General features: G+C 59.5%; 16 protein-coding genes and 3 pseudogenes. 6 read left to right on the top strand and 13 right to left on the bottom strand.

Annotated features, from left to right (window positions below; genetic code table 11):
* Positions 1-194: 194 nt before the first annotated feature.
* From CPY51_RS08910 to CPY51_RS08895, 3 genes are all read right to left on the bottom strand, one after another.
* Positions 195-1,502 (bottom strand): TadE/TadG family type IV pilus assembly protein, encoded by a 1,308-nt coding sequence (locus CPY51_RS08910; RefSeq protein ID WP_111159899.1) that lies wholly within the window; start codon positions 1,500-1,502, stop codon positions 195-197.
* 529 nt (positions 1,503-2,031) lie between these two features.
* The gene (locus CPY51_RS08900; protein WP_111159898.1) at positions 2,032-2,328 is read right to left on the bottom strand and encodes a YciI family protein; all 297 of its coding nucleotides are present in this window, start codon (positions 2,326-2,328) and stop codon (positions 2,032-2,034) included.
* A 61-nt stretch (positions 2,329-2,389) separates the two neighbouring features.
* Positions 2,390-3,226 carry an oxidoreductase gene (locus CPY51_RS08895; RefSeq protein ID WP_111159908.1) on the bottom strand — a complete coding sequence of 279 codons (837 nt, stop codon included), beginning with the start codon at positions 3,224-3,226 and terminating at the stop codon, positions 2,390-2,392.
* 162 nt (positions 3,227-3,388) lie between these two features.
* Here CPY51_RS08895 and CPY51_RS08890 point away from each other — a divergent pair, with 162 nt between their 5' ends.
* On the top strand, positions 3,389-4,027 hold the full coding sequence (locus CPY51_RS08890) for a TetR/AcrR family transcriptional regulator (RefSeq protein WP_195909477.1): 639 nt from the start codon (positions 3,389-3,391) through the stop codon (positions 4,025-4,027).
* 92 nt (positions 4,028-4,119) lie between these two features.
* Here the strand turns inward: CPY51_RS08890 and CPY51_RS08885 are convergent.
* The 3 genes and pseudogenes from CPY51_RS08885 to CPY51_RS08875 all read right to left on the bottom strand — a co-directional run.
* Positions 4,120-4,251: pseudogene (locus tag CPY51_RS08885) on the bottom strand (IS5/IS1182 family transposase); the annotation flags it as partial.
* Between the two features lie 371 nt (positions 4,252-4,622).
* Positions 4,623-5,624: an NADP-dependent oxidoreductase gene (locus CPY51_RS08880; protein WP_111159896.1), complete on the bottom strand. Its 1,002-nt coding sequence runs from the start codon at positions 5,622-5,624 to the stop codon at positions 4,623-4,625.
* Between the two features lie 138 nt (positions 5,625-5,762).
* Positions 5,763-6,350 carry a TetR/AcrR family transcriptional regulator gene (locus CPY51_RS08875; protein ID WP_111159895.1) on the bottom strand — a complete coding sequence of 196 codons (588 nt, stop codon included), beginning with the start codon at positions 6,348-6,350 and terminating at the stop codon, positions 5,763-5,765.
* 108 nt (positions 6,351-6,458) lie between these two features.
* Between CPY51_RS08875 and CPY51_RS08870 the strand changes: the two genes are divergently transcribed.
* Positions 6,459-7,265 carry an oxidoreductase gene (locus CPY51_RS08870; RefSeq protein WP_111159894.1) on the top strand — a complete coding sequence of 269 codons (807 nt, stop codon included), beginning with the start codon at positions 6,459-6,461 and terminating at the stop codon, positions 7,263-7,265.
* A 635-nt stretch (positions 7,266-7,900) separates the two neighbouring features.
* Here the strand turns inward: CPY51_RS08870 and CPY51_RS08860 are convergent.
* From CPY51_RS08860 to CPY51_RS33900, 3 genes and pseudogenes are all read right to left on the bottom strand, one after another.
* Positions 7,901-8,766 (bottom strand): annotated as a pseudogene (locus CPY51_RS08860) (TniB family NTP-binding protein).
* A gap of 6 nt (positions 8,767-8,772) precedes the next feature.
* Positions 8,773-8,988, bottom strand: a complete 216-nt coding sequence (locus CPY51_RS33905) for a hypothetical protein (RefSeq protein WP_338049414.1) — start codon at positions 8,986-8,988, stop codon at positions 8,773-8,775.
* Positions 8,989-9,039: 51 nt separating this feature from the next.
* Entirely contained in the window at positions 9,040-9,465 is a 426-nt protein-coding gene (locus tag CPY51_RS33900; protein ID WP_338049413.1) for a hypothetical protein, read from the bottom strand.
* Positions 9,466-9,849: 384 nt separating this feature from the next.
* Between CPY51_RS33900 and CPY51_RS08850 the strand changes: the two genes are divergently transcribed.
* Positions 9,850-10,890 (top strand): LacI family transcriptional regulator, encoded by a 1,041-nt coding sequence (locus CPY51_RS08850; protein ID WP_111159893.1) that lies wholly within the window; start codon positions 9,850-9,852, stop codon positions 10,888-10,890.
* Positions 10,891-10,925: 35 nt separating this feature from the next.
* Here CPY51_RS08850 and CPY51_RS33775 read toward each other — a convergent pair whose 3' ends face one another.
* From CPY51_RS33775 to uxuA, 3 genes and pseudogenes are all read right to left on the bottom strand, one after another.
* Positions 10,926-11,408 (bottom strand): SDR family oxidoreductase, encoded by a 483-nt coding sequence (locus CPY51_RS33775; protein WP_275540463.1) that lies wholly within the window; start codon positions 11,406-11,408, stop codon positions 10,926-10,928.
* Positions 11,409-11,487: 79 nt separating this feature from the next.
* Positions 11,488-11,766, bottom strand: a pseudogene (locus tag CPY51_RS33770) (SDR family oxidoreductase); the annotation flags it as partial.
* Positions 11,767-11,828: 62 nt separating this feature from the next.
* Complete coding sequence (gene uxuA / locus CPY51_RS08840; protein WP_111159892.1) at positions 11,829-13,016, bottom strand: mannonate dehydratase; 1,188 nt, start codon at positions 13,014-13,016, stop codon at positions 11,829-11,831.
* Between the two features lie 153 nt (positions 13,017-13,169).
* Here uxuA and CPY51_RS08835 point away from each other — a divergent pair, with 153 nt between their 5' ends.
* From CPY51_RS08835 to CPY51_RS08825, 3 genes are read left to right on the top strand one after another with little or no spacing between them, the layout of a single operon-like run.
* Positions 13,170-13,898: a FadR/GntR family transcriptional regulator gene (locus tag CPY51_RS08835; RefSeq protein ID WP_111159907.1), complete on the top strand. Its 729-nt coding sequence runs from the start codon at positions 13,170-13,172 to the stop codon at positions 13,896-13,898.
* Positions 13,898-14,683: an SDR family NAD(P)-dependent oxidoreductase gene (locus tag CPY51_RS08830; protein WP_111159891.1), complete on the top strand. Its 786-nt coding sequence runs from the start codon at positions 13,898-13,900 to the stop codon at positions 14,681-14,683. The genes CPY51_RS08835 and CPY51_RS08830 overlap by 1 nt, the downstream gene beginning before the upstream one ends.
* Positions 14,684-14,719: 36 nt before the next feature.
* Complete coding sequence (locus CPY51_RS08825) at positions 14,720-15,406, top strand: D-lyxose/D-mannose family sugar isomerase (RefSeq protein WP_111159906.1); 687 nt, start codon at positions 14,720-14,722, stop codon at positions 15,404-15,406.
* Positions 15,407-15,454: 48 nt separating this feature from the next.
* On the opposite strand, the gene CPY51_RS08820 is transcribed toward CPY51_RS08825, so the two are convergent.
* Entirely contained in the window at positions 15,455-17,530 is a 2,076-nt protein-coding gene (locus CPY51_RS08820) for a 2Fe-2S iron-sulfur cluster-binding protein (protein WP_111159890.1), read from the bottom strand.
* Between the last annotated feature and the right edge of the window lie 42 nt (positions 17,531-17,572).

Raw genomic sequence — 17,572 nt, 5'->3', positions numbered from 1 at the left:
TTGATGTTTGGGCCCGGTTCCAATCGTGAGCCCGTATTTCCATCTTATCGGGGGCAACCACCCTCGCCAGCCATCATCTTATAAATTGAGCTGGGACGATCGCGCCGCGATTACCCCATGTTTGGGTTTTCCGATCTGATACGCCAAGGTAATTTGGTAACTTTGTGCTTCAAATTTGCAAGTCGCCTCGGGCGTCAGCCGGTGAGACGTGGACTTCTGATGATCTTCAGGAAGAGCGCATTCATTGCATCGACGATCCCTTGCGTCGGGCTAACTTCGAAATAGAGGCCCGGAGAAGCACAACTCTGCAGGCGCATCGGGATTTGCGCCTGGAATGGGCTTATCCATTGATTGTACCATCCGTTCTTCGGAAGGGGCAGGTAGGTGGTGTAGAGGATTGCGATCTTCACGCCCCGGTCCTTCAGCGGCTGGCAGAAGCTGGTGTCGATCGGTTCTTGGCACCGGGTTCCCGTCAGGGTCTTGGTGCAGCCGCTTGGCTTGACGCTATCGGCAACACCGTCAGTGACAAAGAAAACCACCTTCTCTCGATCCAAAGCGCTGGTGCCGTGACCGGCCGTGCCGACGATCGTTGTGTTCATTTGCGTCAGCGCATTGTCAAAGCTGGTCTGGGTATCGTTGTTGAAGCCTTGGCTTGGAATGGTCATGAGATCGACGGCGTCTGTGTAGCTCTTGACTTGCGACATGTCGGCGGTGAGACCTGAGACGGTAAAAATCCCAGCAGACTCGGCCTTTGTTCCGAACGTATAAACTGCCATGCGATATTGATCAGAGCTCGATCGGTTGTTTGTCGCGGTGTCTGTCAGGCGTTGAGTTGCCTGCCGGACCACATCGATGCGCATCTTCACGCCAAGTTTCTTGGCCAATTTATAGTAGCTGTTCGGATCCTCAACGCCGGTTGTCGAAACGATATGGCAGGCGAAGGCGCAGGTGTCGCTGGTGTTGTTCTGCATGGTTGTAATATCGGCCGTCGTTGCCCCGACGCCCATCGAGGGCGTGTTGTCGAGCAGCATGTAGAAGTCCATGAAGGTCGCTGTCTGAAACTGCGCGGTGGCCGTTCCCGATATCGAGATGGAGTCCTTACCGAGGATCTGCATCATGGTCGTCGGGATAGTTGCAGTGAAGGCCACGTTCGACGTCAGCACATTCGCGGCCTTGGTGACGGAAATGTTGACGCTGACAGGCACGTCCTGCAGCTGATTGGAGGTCATCCCAAGGAACAATTTGCGGGCGTCCGCCTGGGCAACTGTGACTGTACCGTCATTCGGCATGGCCATAGCTGCGGCTACACCTGCCGACGTCTCCGATATAGCGCCGAGCGCTGCGACATCTGCCGCATCATATAGAGCCGTTCGCGCACTGAGAGCGCTGGAGATGTCTACCGCCATGCCGGCCGCGCCGATGAGCGGCACGGCGAGCAGCGCCGTCATGATTCCGAAGTTTCCCGATTTGCTGTAGACAAATTCTCTTAGCACGTTCCGCATTATAGCAACCCAACTGTCGAAGACGCCACTAATTGACGCACGAGGTTGCCTTCATGGCATTTCAACAAGCGTAGCTTAGTGTCAAATGTCTAAATTAGAACATAATGGGGCTGCTCGGCGGACCAGCTTGGTTAATTATCTTTCAAAAAAGCTCTGCAGATCTAGGTCCCTGGGGGCTCCGTCGGCCATAATTTGGTCGTTCCGTGTCCAGAACGAGGCGAGAGACTCTGGAAATTCAATAGTCGCCAGCCGCACAACTAGATTGGCGGAAATATTGTCCTGCCGCATGCCTCAAACAGCTCTGCTAGGAATTCATCGCGTTCCAATCGCGACGTTATGCGCCGCGCGCAATTCGGTCGCGAGGCTGTTGAGCCTGTCGGTCGTGCGGGCGACGATGACAAGGTCATGGCCGCGTGCGGCTAGGCGACGGGGCGTAGACTGCACCGATGCCGCTCGAAGGCCTGTAATTAGGTGCTGTTGTCATAGATTTTCTCCTCGTGATTGGTGTTAAATTTGTCTGGGCGGCGTGTTAGCCGCGTGCCTTCAAATGCAGCATCGGATGATGCTCATAGTGACCGGCGCCATTCTTCACGATAGGGTCTTCCGAGGTAATCATCGCGATGTCGAGATCATCGGCGATCTGGTAGAGCGACACGCCATAGCCGCCATTCGGATCCATCACCGGGCCGTGGGCGACGATCTGCCCCTTTTCGAGCAGGTCATCGAGGAATGCCCCGTGCTGCGTGATCCAGTCTTTCTCATCGGCGGTCATCGTCGCCAGGAAGTTCGCGCGCGGGGGAATATATTTGCAGAGATAGTATTTCATTGTTTCGTTCCTCAGGTGAACGGCCATGCCTGCTTGCGTGGGCGTGCCACGATTTGAGAGATCAGTCGATCACGCCCATTTGCTTGCGGAAGCTCTTGTCAAAGGTCTTTTCCGGGATGAAGCGGCGCATGAGGCGGAGACGGCCCGCCACTTTGCCGGGCGTGTAGCGAATGCTCGGTTCCTTGTCGGTGGCGGCCTTCACCACCTTCTCCGCCACGGCTTCCACAGGGTCACCATTCGCAATGCCGTTGCGCCAGGTCGTATTCGCTGCCGCTCGCCCCTTGTCGTAGACGCTCAGGATCTGATCCGGCTGCTCCCCATGGTCTCCCAGCCCCGTGCGGGTGAAGACGGGCTCGACCAGAGACACGCGGATGCCGAACGTCCGAAGTTCGTGATCAAGCGACTCGGAATAGCCTTCGACGGCGTGTTTGGTGGCGTTGTAGAGCGCGGTATAGGGTCCAGGCAGGAAGCCGGCCACCGAACTGATGTTGATGATCCGCCCTTCGCCCTGCTCGCGCATGATCGGCAGCACTTCTTTGGTCGTGCGCAGGATGCCGTAGACATTGATGTCGAACAGGCTCTGAGCTTGGGCGATCGAGGATTCCTCGGCGGCGCCGATTAGGCTGCGGCCGGCATTGTTGACGAGCACGTCGATGCGACCTGTAAGCGCGATCACTTGCCTGACAACCTGCTTGACGGACTCGTCGTCGGTGACGTCGCAGCGGAGCATATGGATGCCCTGACGCGCCTCATCGGGTGAGGCGTTACGGCCGGTGCCGAATACTCGATACCCCGCGCGGATGAGGGCGACCCCGGACGCAAGCCCGATTCCCCCCGAAGCGCCTGTGATCAGCGCAACCTTTTCTCCGGCTGCGCGATTGACCTTGTGCCATTCCAAAATTCCCTCTTCATCGAGCTGCAATGATTATGCTCGACATCATTGGCGAGTTATGATTATGATCATAATCATTGTCAAGCGTGATTTTGCGAACTCCGAAGCTTGATGAAAGAGGGTCGCCGGTCCTCTATGAGACCATCATCACTAGCGAGGGAAGTGGGCGTGAAGATAAGCAAGGAGACGGTGGAGCAGAATCGCGAGAGGGTGATCGACACCGCCGCAAGGCTCTTCCGTGAACGTGGGATTGACGGAATTGGTCTTGTCGATCTGATGAAAGCGGCTGGTCTAACCCCTGGGGGCTTCTATCGGCAATTCAAGTCGAAGGATGACCTCGTTGTCCAAGCGGTTAAGCGAGCCTATGACGATATGAGTGCCGATCTGGGGCGCCGAATTGCTGCGAGCGATGACCCGCTGCAGACGCTCGTGCAACATTATGTTTCGGACTATCACCGCGATGACCCGGGGCACGGATGCAGCCTGGCGGCGCTTGCCGCCGACGCGGCACGGCACGACGATCCGGTGCTGCGGGAGTACTTCGGCAACATCGTCACCAACTATATCGGGCTTCTCACCGCGCTCGTGCGAGGACCCGACGCCGTGGCCAAGCGGAGTGCAGCTATTGCTGCTCTCGCCGAGATGATCGGGTCGGTTGTCCTCTCCCGCGTCGTCCCCGATCAGATACTTTCCGGCGAGATCATCGACACGGTCTCAAATGATCTGATGGCGCGCCACGCGCCATCGAGATCTGCACCAACGGGCGATACGAAACCGACGAAGCGGCCCAAAGAGCTTCCAGCCTAGCGCACCGGACTCCGTCACCGCCTCAAATCCCCAACAAAGTCGTGGAACGCAAGCACCTTGGCCGATGTCAGAGGCGAGGCATGATGATAGGCCTAGAAGTGTGGACGGTTATGGATCCATAGGAAGATTGCTGCGATAGTGACGACTGCACGGGAGTTTTCGGCGGTTTTTTCGAAGCGCGTAGCAACCCTGCGGAGCTGCTTGAGTCTCGAGAAGCAGTATTCGGATCCAAAGCACCCATGACTGCCTCCAAAAGACAGTCTTGAATCTGATTTGCTCAGCCTTGGAAACCCAAGAGTCCACACCTGCTAGAGGGGAAAGAGGCCCCCGGCCCAGTCCGGCAGCAGGAACACTTTTTTCTGCGCGATGAGATACCTGGCGTAGAATTCCAGTAGCTGGGAAATCCCCCCGTCGCCGGACAGTCGCAGAGCAAGGGGCCAGTATCGTCGACCATCAGGCTGCCCGGTTACGCAAGTGGCCCACGTGCCGATCCCTCCAAGACGAGCTTTTAGTCCGCATGGATGAAACCCTGCGGCGGACTTGTACCGTGTATCCGTGGATTTTTTCGCTGCCGACCTCTTCCTTCAGAAAGCCGCTAATGCACCTTGATCGCGACCTTTCCCCTCGCACGGCCCGTCTCGACATAGGCGAGCGCCTCGGGCGTCTGGGTGAAGGGGAATATCTTGTCGACGACGGGGCGGAGGGCGCCGCCATCGATCAACCCGGCAATCTGCTCCAGTTGCCAACCATCGGCGTGCATGAACAGGAAGGAATAGTGAAGGCCGCGGCTCTTAGCCTTCTTGCGCACGCTGCGGCTCAACAGTCGGACGACGAGCTTCAGGAGCGGGTTCAGCCCAAGAGCTTCGGCAAAGGCCGGGTCCGGTGGCCCCGAAATGGAGACGAGGTGGCCGCCCGGCTTCAGGACGTTCAAAGATTTCGCAAGCGTCTTCGGATCCTGGCTGTTCAGCACGACATCGTAGCCGGAGAGCACTTTCTCGAAGTCCTGGCTCGTATAGTCGATCACCACATCCGCGCCGAGGCTTTTGACTAGAGCGGCGTTCTTTGCACTCGTCGTCGTCGCGACAGTCGCGCCCAAATGCTTGGCAAGCTGGATCGCAATTGTCCCGACGCCGCCTGAACCGGCCTGAATGAAGACCTTCTGGCCCGGCTTCACCTTCGCGATATCGACCAGGGCCTGCCACGCCGTCAGGGCGACCAGCGGGACGGACGAGGCTTCTTCCATATTGAGCGAGCGGGGTTTGAGCGCGACATCGTCTTCGTGGATGGCGATGAATTCGGCAAACGTGCCGACGCGGTGATCCCTCGGCCGGGCATAGATCTCGTCACCAACCTTGAAGCGGCTGACGCCGGGCCCGACCTTCGTGATAGTCCCGGCGACGTCGTGACCAAGCACGAAGGGCGGACGGTAGGGCAGGAAGATCTTGAATTCGCCGTCCCTGACCTTCGAGTCGAGCACGTTCACGGCCGTGGCGTGGACGCGAACGAGGACGTCGGGGTTCTGCACCTGTGGATCCGGCACGTCGGCCCGGCGCAACGCACCCTTCTTCTTGTACTTCTCAACGACATAGGCTTTCACTGGGGTCTCCGGTCTGTTGGTCCTTGCCTGGCAAGGTTTTGATTTCGCCGCGCGGCTCCACAGGGCTTAGGTGTGGTCGAGGGCGATGACGGCGCATTGACGTCATTTGAAGCGCGTCAGTCGCCCGGCGGTATTGATTCAGGCTGAGCAAGCCGGTGCGCGTGGACGACCAGCCAGGATACCGATCGCGTCCTTTCCGGCCTGCAGGACTCGATCCGACGTCTCTTTATCGACCGCGCGTGCGAGTTGGAGTGTCCCGATCAGGGACGCAAAAATCGCGCATGCCACGTCTTCCTTCGCTACCACATCTGCCGGAAGTGCTTCCGCGAGCTGCAGCACAAGGGTGCGGGACTGTTCAGCATACATGCTACGCGCCTCTTCCGACTGTCGCGCGAGCTCCGGCAGCAGGGCTGCGGATGCGCAACCCAGTCCAGGGTTGTCCCGGTGTTCGGGCGAGAGGTAGGTCTCGATCACGCGATCGAGCCCCCCGTCGGCCAACACCTCGCGCAGCCATACTGACTGCTTGCTCAAGGCGTCCGATACGGCTTCTCGAACAAGATCGGCTTTCGAGGGAAAGTGCGGATAGAAGGCACCGTTCGTCAAACCGGCATCTTTCATGATCGAGGCAAGGCCCGAGCCCGCAATTCCATCCGAGCGGAACCGCTCGACGGCGACGTCCATGATCCTGCGGCGCGACGTGTCTTTCCGGCCTTTTTCGTATCGCATGACGGTTTTTCCCAATTCTTATTGCATTACGATCGTAATATCATTAAATGAGCATAAAGGCAACCGGTCTCTCGATTGCGTTCCAGGACGTTCACCTGAGGGGAAAATATGGACACCGTCAGAACTGCAATCGTGACCGGGGCATCCTCCGGCATCGGTTACGCCACCGCGGAAGGTCTCGCGCACGCGGGTTTCACCGTTTTCGGAACAAGCCGGAAGATCGCCAATGACGGCCCCAAGGGCGTCACGATGCTGGCGTGCGACGTGACCGACGAGGCGTCCGTCTCGGCGCTGGTCGCAGACGCGGTCTCCCAAGCGGGGAGGATCGATCTTCTCGTCAACAATGCCGGCATCGGCATGTTCGGCGGCGCAGAGGAGTCCTCGATCGCACAGTCGCGGGCCCTTTTCGACGTCAATGTGTTCGGCGTCATGCGGATGACGAACGCCGTTCTGCCGGTCATGAGGCGCCAAGGGGGCGGCCGCATCCTCAACATAGGGTCTATTCTCGGCGTCATCCCGGCGCCGTATTCGGCGCATTACTCCGCCGCCAAGCATGCGATTGAGGGCTATTCCGAGTCGCTCGATCACGAGGTCCGTGCCTTCAATGTCCGCGTTTCCGTGATCGAGCCGGCATACGTCCGCACTGTCTTCGATCAGAACGGCATGGAGCCCGATCAGCAGAAGGCCGAATATGATCAGGCACGCGCGGCTGTCGCGGCGCTGCTGCGGGATGTCATGCCCAAGGCCGACCTGCCGGATGTCATCGTGAAGGTCATCATCAAGGCAGCCAACGATCCGATCCCGCGCCGTCGCTATACTGCCGGCAATGCGGCGCGCGTGGTAAGTCTGCTGCGCCGGTTCGCAAGCGCCGGCGTTTTTGATAAGATCGTGCGCAAGCAGTTCCGCATCACTTAATTAGACCCTTCCGTCTCCCATCCTGCTCGAACGCCGGTGGGTCCGGACATGCGGGAACGTTGCCTAAGGCTTCGCACCGATTGCTATCCGGAACGTCCAATGGCGGTCGGGAGCAATGATTGTAATCGCACAAAATTAGCCGGTGAGCATCGGGCCCTTTGGCAAGATGATGGTCGGTTGCGCCAGATGTTTCGGAGAGGGTCCAACGCTAGTGCCCGTCACAGGTTCTGCAGAACTTTATGATGTCCACGGTGGCGTGGCCGACGATTGTCGCAGCCCGTCGGCCCTTTTTTGTGTGAGAGCTGTCGCAAGTAGCTCAACTGAGCCGCTGTTGCTGGTCGCCACCGTATTAAAATATGGCCGATTTCCAAACGCTTCATCCTCATCATCCAGCCAGTCACTCAGGTGACATGCAAGCTTTTCGACGCAGCGCGATTGCGCGGAGGTAGACAAACTGGTCAGGATACTTGCCGAAGTCTGAGATCAAGCGATGCGGACCACATTCCCGGTGCCAACCCGAGCACATGGACAAACGCTCGAGGAGCACCATTGGCACGGGCAAGCCAGTGCAGCCAACTTGACAGCAACCGTCCGGCTGCGGCGCGACTGCGACCTGCCATCGGTCGGAAATAACGTCACGATATCGTTTGCGAATGCTGATTGCCGGAGCGAGAGTGGCGATCACCGTCGCAGAACACGGGACGCAGCCCGTCGATAATTGCTTTGGTGATGCGTTCGGTACCAGATCTGATCGCCGCCTTCGTGACAATGGCAACGATCTTGCCGATCACTCCTTCCGAGAGGCTGTATATCCGATGCGCCTAGGGCTCGTTCGACAAGTCAGAGTTTTTGGCAAGCGGCAAAGCGGCCTCGAGGCTGTCGAGCAGCATCGGATAGGTCTCGTCATATTGCCAGCGGGGAACCCCGATCAGCTCGAGGCCGCTCGCCATTTCGCGGCTGGCGTTGATAAAATCGTAAACCGCCACCTCGCCGATCAGTACCGGCGAAATGTCGGTTTGCCGGCCGATCCTTCGCAGGAACGCAAAAACGGCCTCGACATCGCGCGCTCGGCCCCGTAGCGTATTTTGGAATGCTTCAAAAATCAGCACCCTCGGTTTGAGGCTTGCCAGCAAGTGGTCAAGCTGTTCGGCCTTGCGCCCGACGTCCCATAGTTCGCCGCCGGAGCCGTTAGCGCTTGGAGAATACTCGCATAGAAGTGGCCGAGTCCGGCGCCTTCGCGAGTTTGCGCTATCCAAACCCTTTGCTCGGGCGAAGTTCTCAGGTGTTCGACGGCGAACGGCTATTGCCATTGGCATAGGGGCCAACCAACATCAGCCCTGGGTTCGCAACGATGCAGGTCGTCACAGCACTCGGCCAGCCGCCGATGGCTGTCCTTCGCAATGTCATGACCGATCCATCGCGGGCCGCGAATATAAGCGATCCGCTCTTCCCGATCACGATCGAGATATGGCCGGACATGGTCAAGCAAATGGTCCGACACGCTCTGTTACCAGTCCTCCACCGGCGGCCGGTTCTTCCGACGAACCGGATGCTCTGCGGGAGCGGGCGCTTGCGCGATGACTGCAAAAGGCTTCTGTGCTGCGGCAGCATGTGCACTGCGCACGGCGTCGCGCAGCCGGCGCTTGGAAGGCTTCGTGGCCTCGGCAATGGCTGCGATCTCACGGCGAAACGCCACCTTCTCGATGCTCGAGCGCTGGATCATTGCGCGCCGGTGCGCGCTCCTCGGCCTCGTGTTCCCGCAGGGTCAGTGGCGTCAGCCGGCCGTCGCGTCGCTCGACAGGTTGGAACAGTCTCGTCGCGGTGTCGCGGATATAGACATGACTGATGTAGCGGGGATCGTATAGCACCTCCAGCTTTCCGAGCCGGTCGCGCGCCGAGCGCGGATCTCAGCGACGATGGGAGCAAGGGAAAGCGCCTCAAGCGTCAGCCATTGTTCGCGCAACGTCGCGCAGATGATGCCCTCGACTTTGGTCGGCAGCCTTTTGCGTCGGCTGACGGTAATGCGAGGCAGCAAAGCCGTCATAGTCCGCTCGGTGGGATAACGGGCGAGGAGATTGTAGATTTGTCCGGTCGTGAGCCGCAATCCGGTTACCGCGCGCGCGACGGCGGCCTGCCTCGGACCACCGCCATCGAGAATCTTGTCCCGTTCACGCGCCACGCGCGGCTCACCGTTGACCACGTCTCTCCAGCGATCGCGCGAGTTGACGTTGGCGTTCGATGTTGAAATCGATCTGGCAAAGGGAGCTGTTCAGTGAAATCGTTCGCGGAAAATCGGCCTTCATCTGTCGGACCTCACGGGCGTATGACGTTTTCCCGTTTGAGCCGGCGTCAGGTAGAGTTTTGCAGCTCGTCGATCGCGAAAACTTCGCTACTTTTTAAAACGTTGTACTTCTATGGCCTGTCACGCGAGAATGCAGAGTAAAGGAGGAATTAATAAGTACCTGGAAACACTGAGGTAAAACATTCTCGTAGCCGGACCAGCTCACTGAGCAGTCCAAAATTTAAAACGATTGCTTCCTTTCATTCGCCGATTAATACTTGTCTCAAGGAGACCTCCGTGGCAATGCGCCAACTGCCGAGTGCTGAGAGAGCAGCGGAAATTGCCGCGGTCGGCAAGCCGACCCTGCGCACGATCGCGGAGCTGGCGGGGCTCGGCGTGTCGACTGTATCGCGCGCCTTGGCCGATGCGCCGCAGATTTCGCAGGATACACGCGATCGTGTCCGCAAGATCGCTGATGAAGTCGGCTATCTGCCCGATCGCGCCGCCCTGCGGCTTCGAACCGGCCGCACGAACGTCATCAGCCTCCTGATGGATTCGCACGAGGAGATCCTCGGCTTCGGCACGTCGATGTTGCGCGGTTTGACGGTCGCTCTGAGCGGCACGCCGTACCATGTCATCGTCACGCCGAATTTCCGCGAATCTCCGGTCGATGCCGTAAATTTCATTCTGCGCAACCGTCTCGCCGACGGGATCATCTTTACGCGCACGGAGCCGTTCGATCCGCGCGTACGGCTCTTGCTGGAAAAGGACTTTCCCTTCGTAACCTATGGACGCACTGAATTTTCGACAGCGCATGCCTTCGTTGATTTTGACGATTGCGGATTCGCCTACGAGGCGACGCAACGGCTGATCGCCAAGGGCCGGCAAAAGGTGATGATCATTCTGCCGCCCAAGCGACTGATGTTCGGCCAGCACCTGCTGCATGGTTTCATGAAAGCGGTTCGCGAGGCCGGCGTCGCGCATGAAATTCCCGATTCGATAACACTTGACAGCTCGGCCGGCGAAATTCGCGAATTCGTGAAGATACGCATGGGTCAGCCCGATGGTCCGGACGCATTTGTCTGCTCGGGCGAAATATCGGCTCTGGCGACGATTGCCGGGCTCAACGAGCGCGGCATGGTGCTGGGGAGGCAGTTCGATATCGTCGCAAAGCAGACCTCGCGCCTTCTCAGCGAAATTTCGCCGGGCGTCGAGACGATCTATGAAGATCTGGCAGCCGCCGGCGAATCGATGGGCAACCTTCTGATGCGCCGGATTGCGGGAGTAGCTGCCGATCAACTGCAAATCCTGCAACCGCTCCGGCGCGAGGTTCCAAAGGACTAGTGGTGATTGCTTGAGACCGCTGGCGGCCGCGTTTTTCATCGGCCCTGACCCCGGGTGGTCCGGGCCTTGTATTCCAGGGTCGGAACGCAGCCCACAGCCCTTCCGCCATAATCGAATTCGTCCATGAATTTCGCTTCATTTTGGGGGAGCCAGACGGCCCAGATATGCTGGTTCTGCGAAAGGATGACGAGGTCGCGGATGGTGACATTAGGCGGGCGAGTCAGCATAAAGCGCACCGCATCGGCAACATCCTCGGATCGAATTCCTTCCCATGTCGCCACCTTGGCATCGATCGAGGCGTGATCGTGGTAACCCCAGAGCTTGTTGACAAAGACGCCGCGCGAAATCTCGCCGACCCTGACGCCATGGCGGCGGACACCGTGAACGAAGGACTGAACTGCGTGCTTCGTCGAGCTGTAGACCGGCTCCCAGTGCAGGGCCTGGTGGCCAGAAATGGACGAGGTGACGGTGATGTCTTCGTGACCGCGCGCGAACATGCCCGGCAGGACGGCGCGCACAGCGCGGAATACGCTGTTTGACGTTGAGCGATATCATCTGGTCCCAGTCGGATGGGTCTTTCAATGACTCGCCCGGTATATAGATCCCCGCATTGGGCAGAAGAATATCGATGCGGCCGTGACGCTCCAGCGTCTCGGCAATCATCCTGTCGGTGTCGCCGGCCCTCGCCAGGTCGACGGCAACGATGCTAGCTCGGTCTTTGCCGAGTTCGGCCGCGAGGATCTTCAGTCTCTCCGCCGACCGAGCGGCAAGAACGACGATCGCGCCATCGCGTGCTAGCAGCTTTGCCAAGGCCCGACCGATGCAGGAACTGGCACCGGCGACCAGCGCGACCTTGCCGCTTAGGCTCTCTCCCATATCGTCCTCCAACGATTGTGTTCCCAGTGTCAAAGCGGCGCCGGAGGATGTCGCGGGGATTATTACAGAGTTTGCGTCTGCGCCTGATCGACCGCCCTGATAACGCCCCTCAGTTCCGCCAATCCCTTGAGGCGGCCGATGCAGGAATAGCCGGGATTGACGTTTTTGGTCTGGTCGTCGATCAGCAGGTGCCCGTGATCCGGCCGCATCGGAATGACGCTGTCCGGCCGCCCCTCGGCAACCCGGCGCCGCTCTTCTCTCCGAAGCACAGAGATCAGCGACACCATGTTGACGTCGCCTGCCAGGTGGTCGGACTCCATGAAGGAACCATCGGGATATTTGGTCACGTTGCGCAGATGAGCGAAATGGATGCGCTCGGCGAACCGCTCCGCCATCGCAACGACGTCGTTGCCATGTCGTGATCCGTAGGAGCCCGCGCAGAGTGTGATGCCGTTGGCGCGATCGCTGACGGCGGCCAGGATGGTTTCGATATCCTTCACCTGCGAAACCACCCGCGGCAGACCGAAGAGGGAAAACGGTGGGTCGTCGGGGTGGATGGCGAGCCGCACGCCGTTTTCCACGGCAACCGGAACCACTTCCTTCAGGAAGTCGACCAGATTTGTTCGCATATCGTCGTCGGAAAGTTCGTCGAAGGCGGCGATGTGACCGCGGATCGTTTCCCTTGTATGGCTGTCCTCGCCGCCCGGAAGGCCAGCGATGATGTTCTTCTCGAGCGTCAGTATCTGTTCTTCGTTCATGTCGGCGAGCCGCTTGCGAGCCGCTTCGATGATTGCCGGATCATAACTGTCTTCCGCCGCACGACGTTTCAGCACGAATAGGTCATAGGCAGCAAAATCGATCATATCAAAGCGCAGCGCAAAGCCACCGGCTTCGGTCGGATAGAGCAGGTTGGTGCGTGTCCAGTCGACAACGGGCATAAAATTGTAACAGACGACCGGGACGCCGCCCTCGCCGAGATTGGCGAGGCTCTGCTTCCAGGCGTCGACGAAGCGCTGCCAGTTTTCGCCGCGCAGCTTGATTGCCGAGTTGACCGGAATGGATTCGCAGACGGACCATACCATGCCCGCCTTCTTGACGAGCGCCATACGTTCGGAAATGTCATCCGGCGTCCATACGCGTCCGTCGTAAATGTGATGAAGTGCGGTTACCACGCCGTGGGCGCCGGCTTGTCGCGCATGCGAAAGGGTGACGGGATCTTCAGGTCCAAACCAACGCCAGCTTTCCAACATATTGTAAACTCCTAAAGGATAATGTTGGACAATTAAGCGCAAGGAACTCGGAAATGCAAGGCCACGACGAATATTGCCAAATTAAGTCCAACATATTAAGTCTTGGATCAGGAGCGCCGCGACCGCGGCGCTGAAGCAAGGGACGGAATTTCGATGGAGGACGGCAATAAGGCTTCAGCTGTCGATGACGTCGTTCGGCAGATACGGACGCTGATCCGCGAGCGGGGCATGGGCATCGGCGACGTCCTGCCGAGCGAAGCAGAACTGGCTGTGATGTTCGATTCGAGCCGCAACACGGTTCGCGAGGCATTCCGAACGCTGAAGGCTTACGGCGTAGCAGAATCGCGCCAGAAGGTCGGTGCGGTACTAACGGGCCAGCACGAGAACGCCATGCGCGATCTGTTCTCCTTTGCCATGGAGATTTCGGTCGACGCCTTTCGTGACATCCAGGGCTATCGCCGGCTGACGGAAATGAACCTCTATGATCTCTTAGCCGATCGAGCCACTGAGGAGATGTTCGCTGACATGGAGCTGGTCAACGATGCCATCCTCGCCGCGGAAAGCCCGGAACGGGCTTCCGAGCTCGATTTTCAGTTTCACAAGATGCTCGTCGATGCGGCCGGGAACCGAACGTTGTCGGAAACCTATGGCATGCTCAAGCCGGTGATCCAGCGCCTTATGATGGCAGGCAAATCCCAGCGTCTCACGCTTCAGACAGTGGCGATCGAGCATAACGACATCGTGCAGGCTTTGCGCGCCCGCGATCGGATCGCCTTTGCCTATCATATGGACCGCCATCTCGACGCCGGTCTTAAATTCATTCCGAATGCATCAAAGTCGGCGCCGCCTGAAAGCAGCAAGTACAACGGGGAAAGCGAGTGATGGGGGAGTTCGACAATAAGGTGGCCGTTGTCACCGGAACGACGGGGATCGGCCGGGCAGTGGCGTTGCATCTCGCCCGTGAAGGGGCCTCCGTGGCCTCGCTCGGTATCGACGCTGCCGCCAATGAGGAACTGGCCAGACTGGCTACGACCGAGAATCTGTCCCTGGTGGTGATGCAGGCGGATGTATCAGTGCCAGAGAACGTCCGCGCTGCGATGGGCGAGGCCGCATCGCGTTTCGGCGGCATCGACGTCATCGTCAATTCGGCCGCGATCCATCCCTATGGCAATGCCACCAATACGCCGTTCGACCTATTTCTGCGCTGCATGGCCGTCAATGTCGGCTCGATCCATCTGACGGCGGAATTCGGCGTGCCGGAAATGCGCAAGCGCGGCGGCGGCGCGATTGTCAATATCTCAAGCGTACAGGGCCATGCCTGCCAGGCCGGCGTTTCTGCCTATGTCGCATCGAAGGGCGCGATCCACGCACTGACCCGCGCCATGGCCATCGATTTCGCACCGGACCGCATTCGCGTCGTTTCGATCAGTCCCGGTTCGGTCCGCACGCCGATCCTCGAACTGGCCGCGAGGACCTTCGAAGGACCGGACGCCAATATCGATGATGTCTTCCGCAGGTTCGGCGAAGCCCATCCGCTTGGCCGCATCGGCGAGCCCGAGGAGGTGGCCGCGCTTGCGGGCTTCCTCGCCTCCGACAAGGCGGGGTTTATAACCGGCTCCGACCATCGCATCGACGGCGGCCTGACCGCTGGCATCGGTGTGCGCTGAAGATTTGAATACAGGGAGAAGGCGATGGCTATGCAAATGAAGCGCAGCGACATCAACCGAATCATCCGGGAGAGCGAAGCGTTCATGCGTTCGCACGGTTATATCCTGCCGCCATTTGCGCGGATGTCCCCTGGCGAGATGAAAGCGCGCAAGGATGAACTCGGACATATCACCGCTTCGGGTCTTGGATGGGATATCACCGATTTTGGCCTCGGCGATTTCGACAAGACGGGTCTCTTCCTGTTCACCACGCGAAACGGCCGTCTTGAGGACCTGAAACAGGGGCGCGGTATGCTCTACGCCGAAAAGGCGATGATCTCGCGAAAGGACCAGCTGACGCCGATGCACAAGCACGTCTTCAAGGCAGAAGACATCATCAACCGCGGTGGGGGTACGCTGGTGCTTGAGCTCTTCGGTGACACCGACGGCCATTGCGATCGCGAAAAGGGAACGACCGTCGCCTGCGACGGAATCCTGCGCAACCTGGGTCCGGGCGAAAAACTTCGTTTGGCTCCGGGAGAGAGCGTGACGTTGTTGCCCGGCGACTGGCATGGTTTCTGGGCGGAAGGCGGAGACGTCTTCGTTGCCGAGGTCTCGACGGTCAACGACGACAAGACCGACAACTATTTCGAAGACCCTGCAGTCTCCAGATTTTCCGGCATCGAAGAGGATGAGGAGCCTGTCCATCTGCTCGTATCGGATTACGGCACATGGCTTGGGTAGAGTTCTGACACCAGAGCTTGTTGCCGATCCTACGTCGATACATTCATGTCAGAGGTCGAGTTCGAGCCGACCGCCGGGTCCTGCCGGTGTCGCGGCCGGGACGGCGCAGCAAATGAGGGCTTCGTCTTCCTCAACGGCAGCATCCGGCACCTCGTCATAGGTGACGGCGCCGGCGATAACCTTCGTGTGGCAGGTTCCGCAATTGCCGAGCCGGCAGCTGAACGCCGGCGAGAGGCCGCGGGACTCGGCCAGTTCGAGGAGAGAGCCCGCGCCCGGGTCCCAGCGTGCCTCCTTGGCGGAGCGCGCGAAATAAACTGGCACTGACGTTTTTGCAGCGGCAGGCAGGAGCTTGACTTCGCCGGGTCGGTCTCTTGTACGCGTCAGGGACGCCGGACCGAAGGTTTCCGAATGAATATGCCCGTCGATGACATTCAGGCCGCGCAACCCATCGTACAAGGACTGCGCGAAGCTTGGCGGTCCGCATAGATAGAAGTCATAATCATTGAACGGCAGCACCGATGTCAGTAGCGCGCTGTCGATGCGTCCGACCCAATCATAGTCTTCGCCGTCGATCGCGCCGTGCGGATCACTCAGGACCCGCAACAAACGCACCGCGCCCTTGGCGGAGGCTACAAGCTCGGCAATCTCGCGATCGAAGGCACGATTGGCCTTGGCGTGCGCAGAATAGATCAGCCAGGTAGGACGGATCCGGCGTTTGCGAAGTCCCTCGTAAACAATGTGGCGCAGCATCGCGAGAAGCGGGGTGATGCCGACACCCCCGGCCAACAGTACAGCCGGGCGCGGCTCAAGCGCGTCGATCGTAAACGCGCCTGCCGGCGCGCGGGCTTCGATGATATCGCCCACCTTGACCATATCGTGCAGATGTCGCGAGACCTGGCCCTCGCGCTTGACGCTGATGCGATAGGCATTGTCCGACGGGGCCAGCGACAGTGTGTAGGTCCTGACCACAGTCTTCTCCCCACCGTCTGGCTTAAGCCGTATCGGCAGGTGCTGCCCGGCCAGATGCGGCCTGAGCCCGTCGCCGTCGGCGGGTTCAAGATGGAACGAGCGAATGACCGCGCTCTCGTCGACGATCCGCGCGACGCGGAACGGACGCCACGCCCGGCCAAGTTCGGAAGCTCTCAGCCTGCTTGCTGCATCCTGCCAATTTCCTGTCATCAGGGCGTTCGGCGACCAGCCATCCGCTCGAAAGTTCCAACGCAGGGGCAGAACCTTGGGGCGATAGATGATCCTGCGCGGCTCGAATCGCCACAGCCGTTCAGCACCCTGGAAGGCGCCGATCTCGGGCGAATCTAGAATGACTTGCGCCCTTCCGGAAAGCTGCAGCAGATCGCCGCCTTCGAAATCGGCAAAGACCAAGCCCGCTCTCGGATTGACCAGAAAATTTCCGAGCGTGTTGAAGAACAGATTTCCGGCGAAGTCAGGAATGGTCAGAACGCCATCCTCACCGATGCGCACGAAGCCGGCCTTGCCGCCGCGATGCGAAACATCGACCTGTCTGCGGCCATCCTCGCGCTCGACATAGGAGGCGACGAAGAACGTATCGGCCGCCTCGATCATCGCCCTGGCGCGCGCGTCGAGCCGGTCGAGATGACGGGCGGCGTGGTCTGCCGCAAGCGGAGGCTCGCGCGCAAAGCTGAAGTCGCGCAGCTGGATATATTGCGGGCAATTGCCATAGGATTGTTCGACGACAACATCGAAGCGGCCCGGTTCGGACCGCCGGATCGTTCCATTCAAGCGGTTGCGGCGGCGGGTGTGAAACTCGATGCCGAGCATAGCAACCGCGTCTCCGTCCTCCATCCCCCTGTCGGCTGGATCGGCAGGTTTGCGGTCTAGATCCACGGTGAGCGTGTGAATGTCGGGACTATGCAAAAAACCCGGACGGCCGGCGCGAAGAGTCGCCCAGACGTCACCGTCGAGGTCCACCGCGCCGATCGCGATGAAGGGCAGTTGCGGATAGAATTCGCGGTGCTGGTCGATCAGGTGATCACGGATGCCGCGGCGACCGAATTCCTCCATTCGCTTTGTAACGCCGACCTTCTCCTGAAGTGCCAGCTCCCCGGCATGCCAGGGTGATGGGCTCATCGTTCCGCTGCTAGGCATAATCTGCTCCTTTGGAACGGCGGGTCGCGGCCGGTTGTGATG

Source organism: Arminella tubonensis, assembly GCF_003240585.1.
Taxonomy (GTDB): Bacteria; Pseudomonadota; Alphaproteobacteria; order Rhizobiales; family Rhizobiaceae; genus Rhizobium; species Rhizobium tubonense.
Note: the sequence above shows the minus strand (reverse complement) of the source record. Positions and strands in the feature narration are given on the sequence as shown.

Coding starts and splice junctions, on each gene's coding strand:
- CPY51_RS08910 (WP_111159899.1), bottom strand. CDS start 1,502: ATGCGGAACGTGCTAAGAGAATTTGTCTACAGCAAATCGGGAAACTTC.
- CPY51_RS08900 (WP_111159898.1), bottom strand. CDS start 2,328: ATGAAATACTATCTCTGCAAATATATTCCCCCGCGCGCGAACTTCCTG.
- CPY51_RS08875 (WP_111159895.1), bottom strand. CDS start 6,350: ATGCGATACGAAAAAGGCCGGAAAGACACGTCGCGCCGCAGGATCATG.
- CPY51_RS08870 (WP_111159894.1), top strand. CDS start 6,459: ATGGACACCGTCAGAACTGCAATCGTGACCGGGGCATCCTCCGGCATC.
- CPY51_RS33905 (WP_338049414.1), bottom strand. CDS start 8,988: ATGATCCAGCGCTCGAGCATCGAGAAGGTGGCGTTTCGCCGTGAGATC.
- CPY51_RS08850 (WP_111159893.1), top strand. CDS start 9,850: ATGCGCCAACTGCCGAGTGCTGAGAGAGCAGCGGAAATTGCCGCGGTC.
- uxuA (WP_111159892.1), bottom strand. CDS start 13,016: ATGTTGGAAAGCTGGCGTTGGTTTGGACCTGAAGATCCCGTCACCCTT.
- CPY51_RS08835 (WP_111159907.1), top strand. CDS start 13,170: ATGGAGGACGGCAATAAGGCTTCAGCTGTCGATGACGTCGTTCGGCAG.
- CPY51_RS08830 (WP_111159891.1), top strand. CDS start 13,898: ATGGGGGAGTTCGACAATAAGGTGGCCGTTGTCACCGGAACGACGGGG.
- CPY51_RS08825 (WP_111159906.1), top strand. CDS start 14,720: ATGAAGCGCAGCGACATCAACCGAATCATCCGGGAGAGCGAAGCGTTC.
- CPY51_RS08820 (WP_111159890.1), bottom strand. CDS start 17,530: ATGCCTAGCAGCGGAACGATGAGCCCATCACCCTGGCATGCCGGGGAG.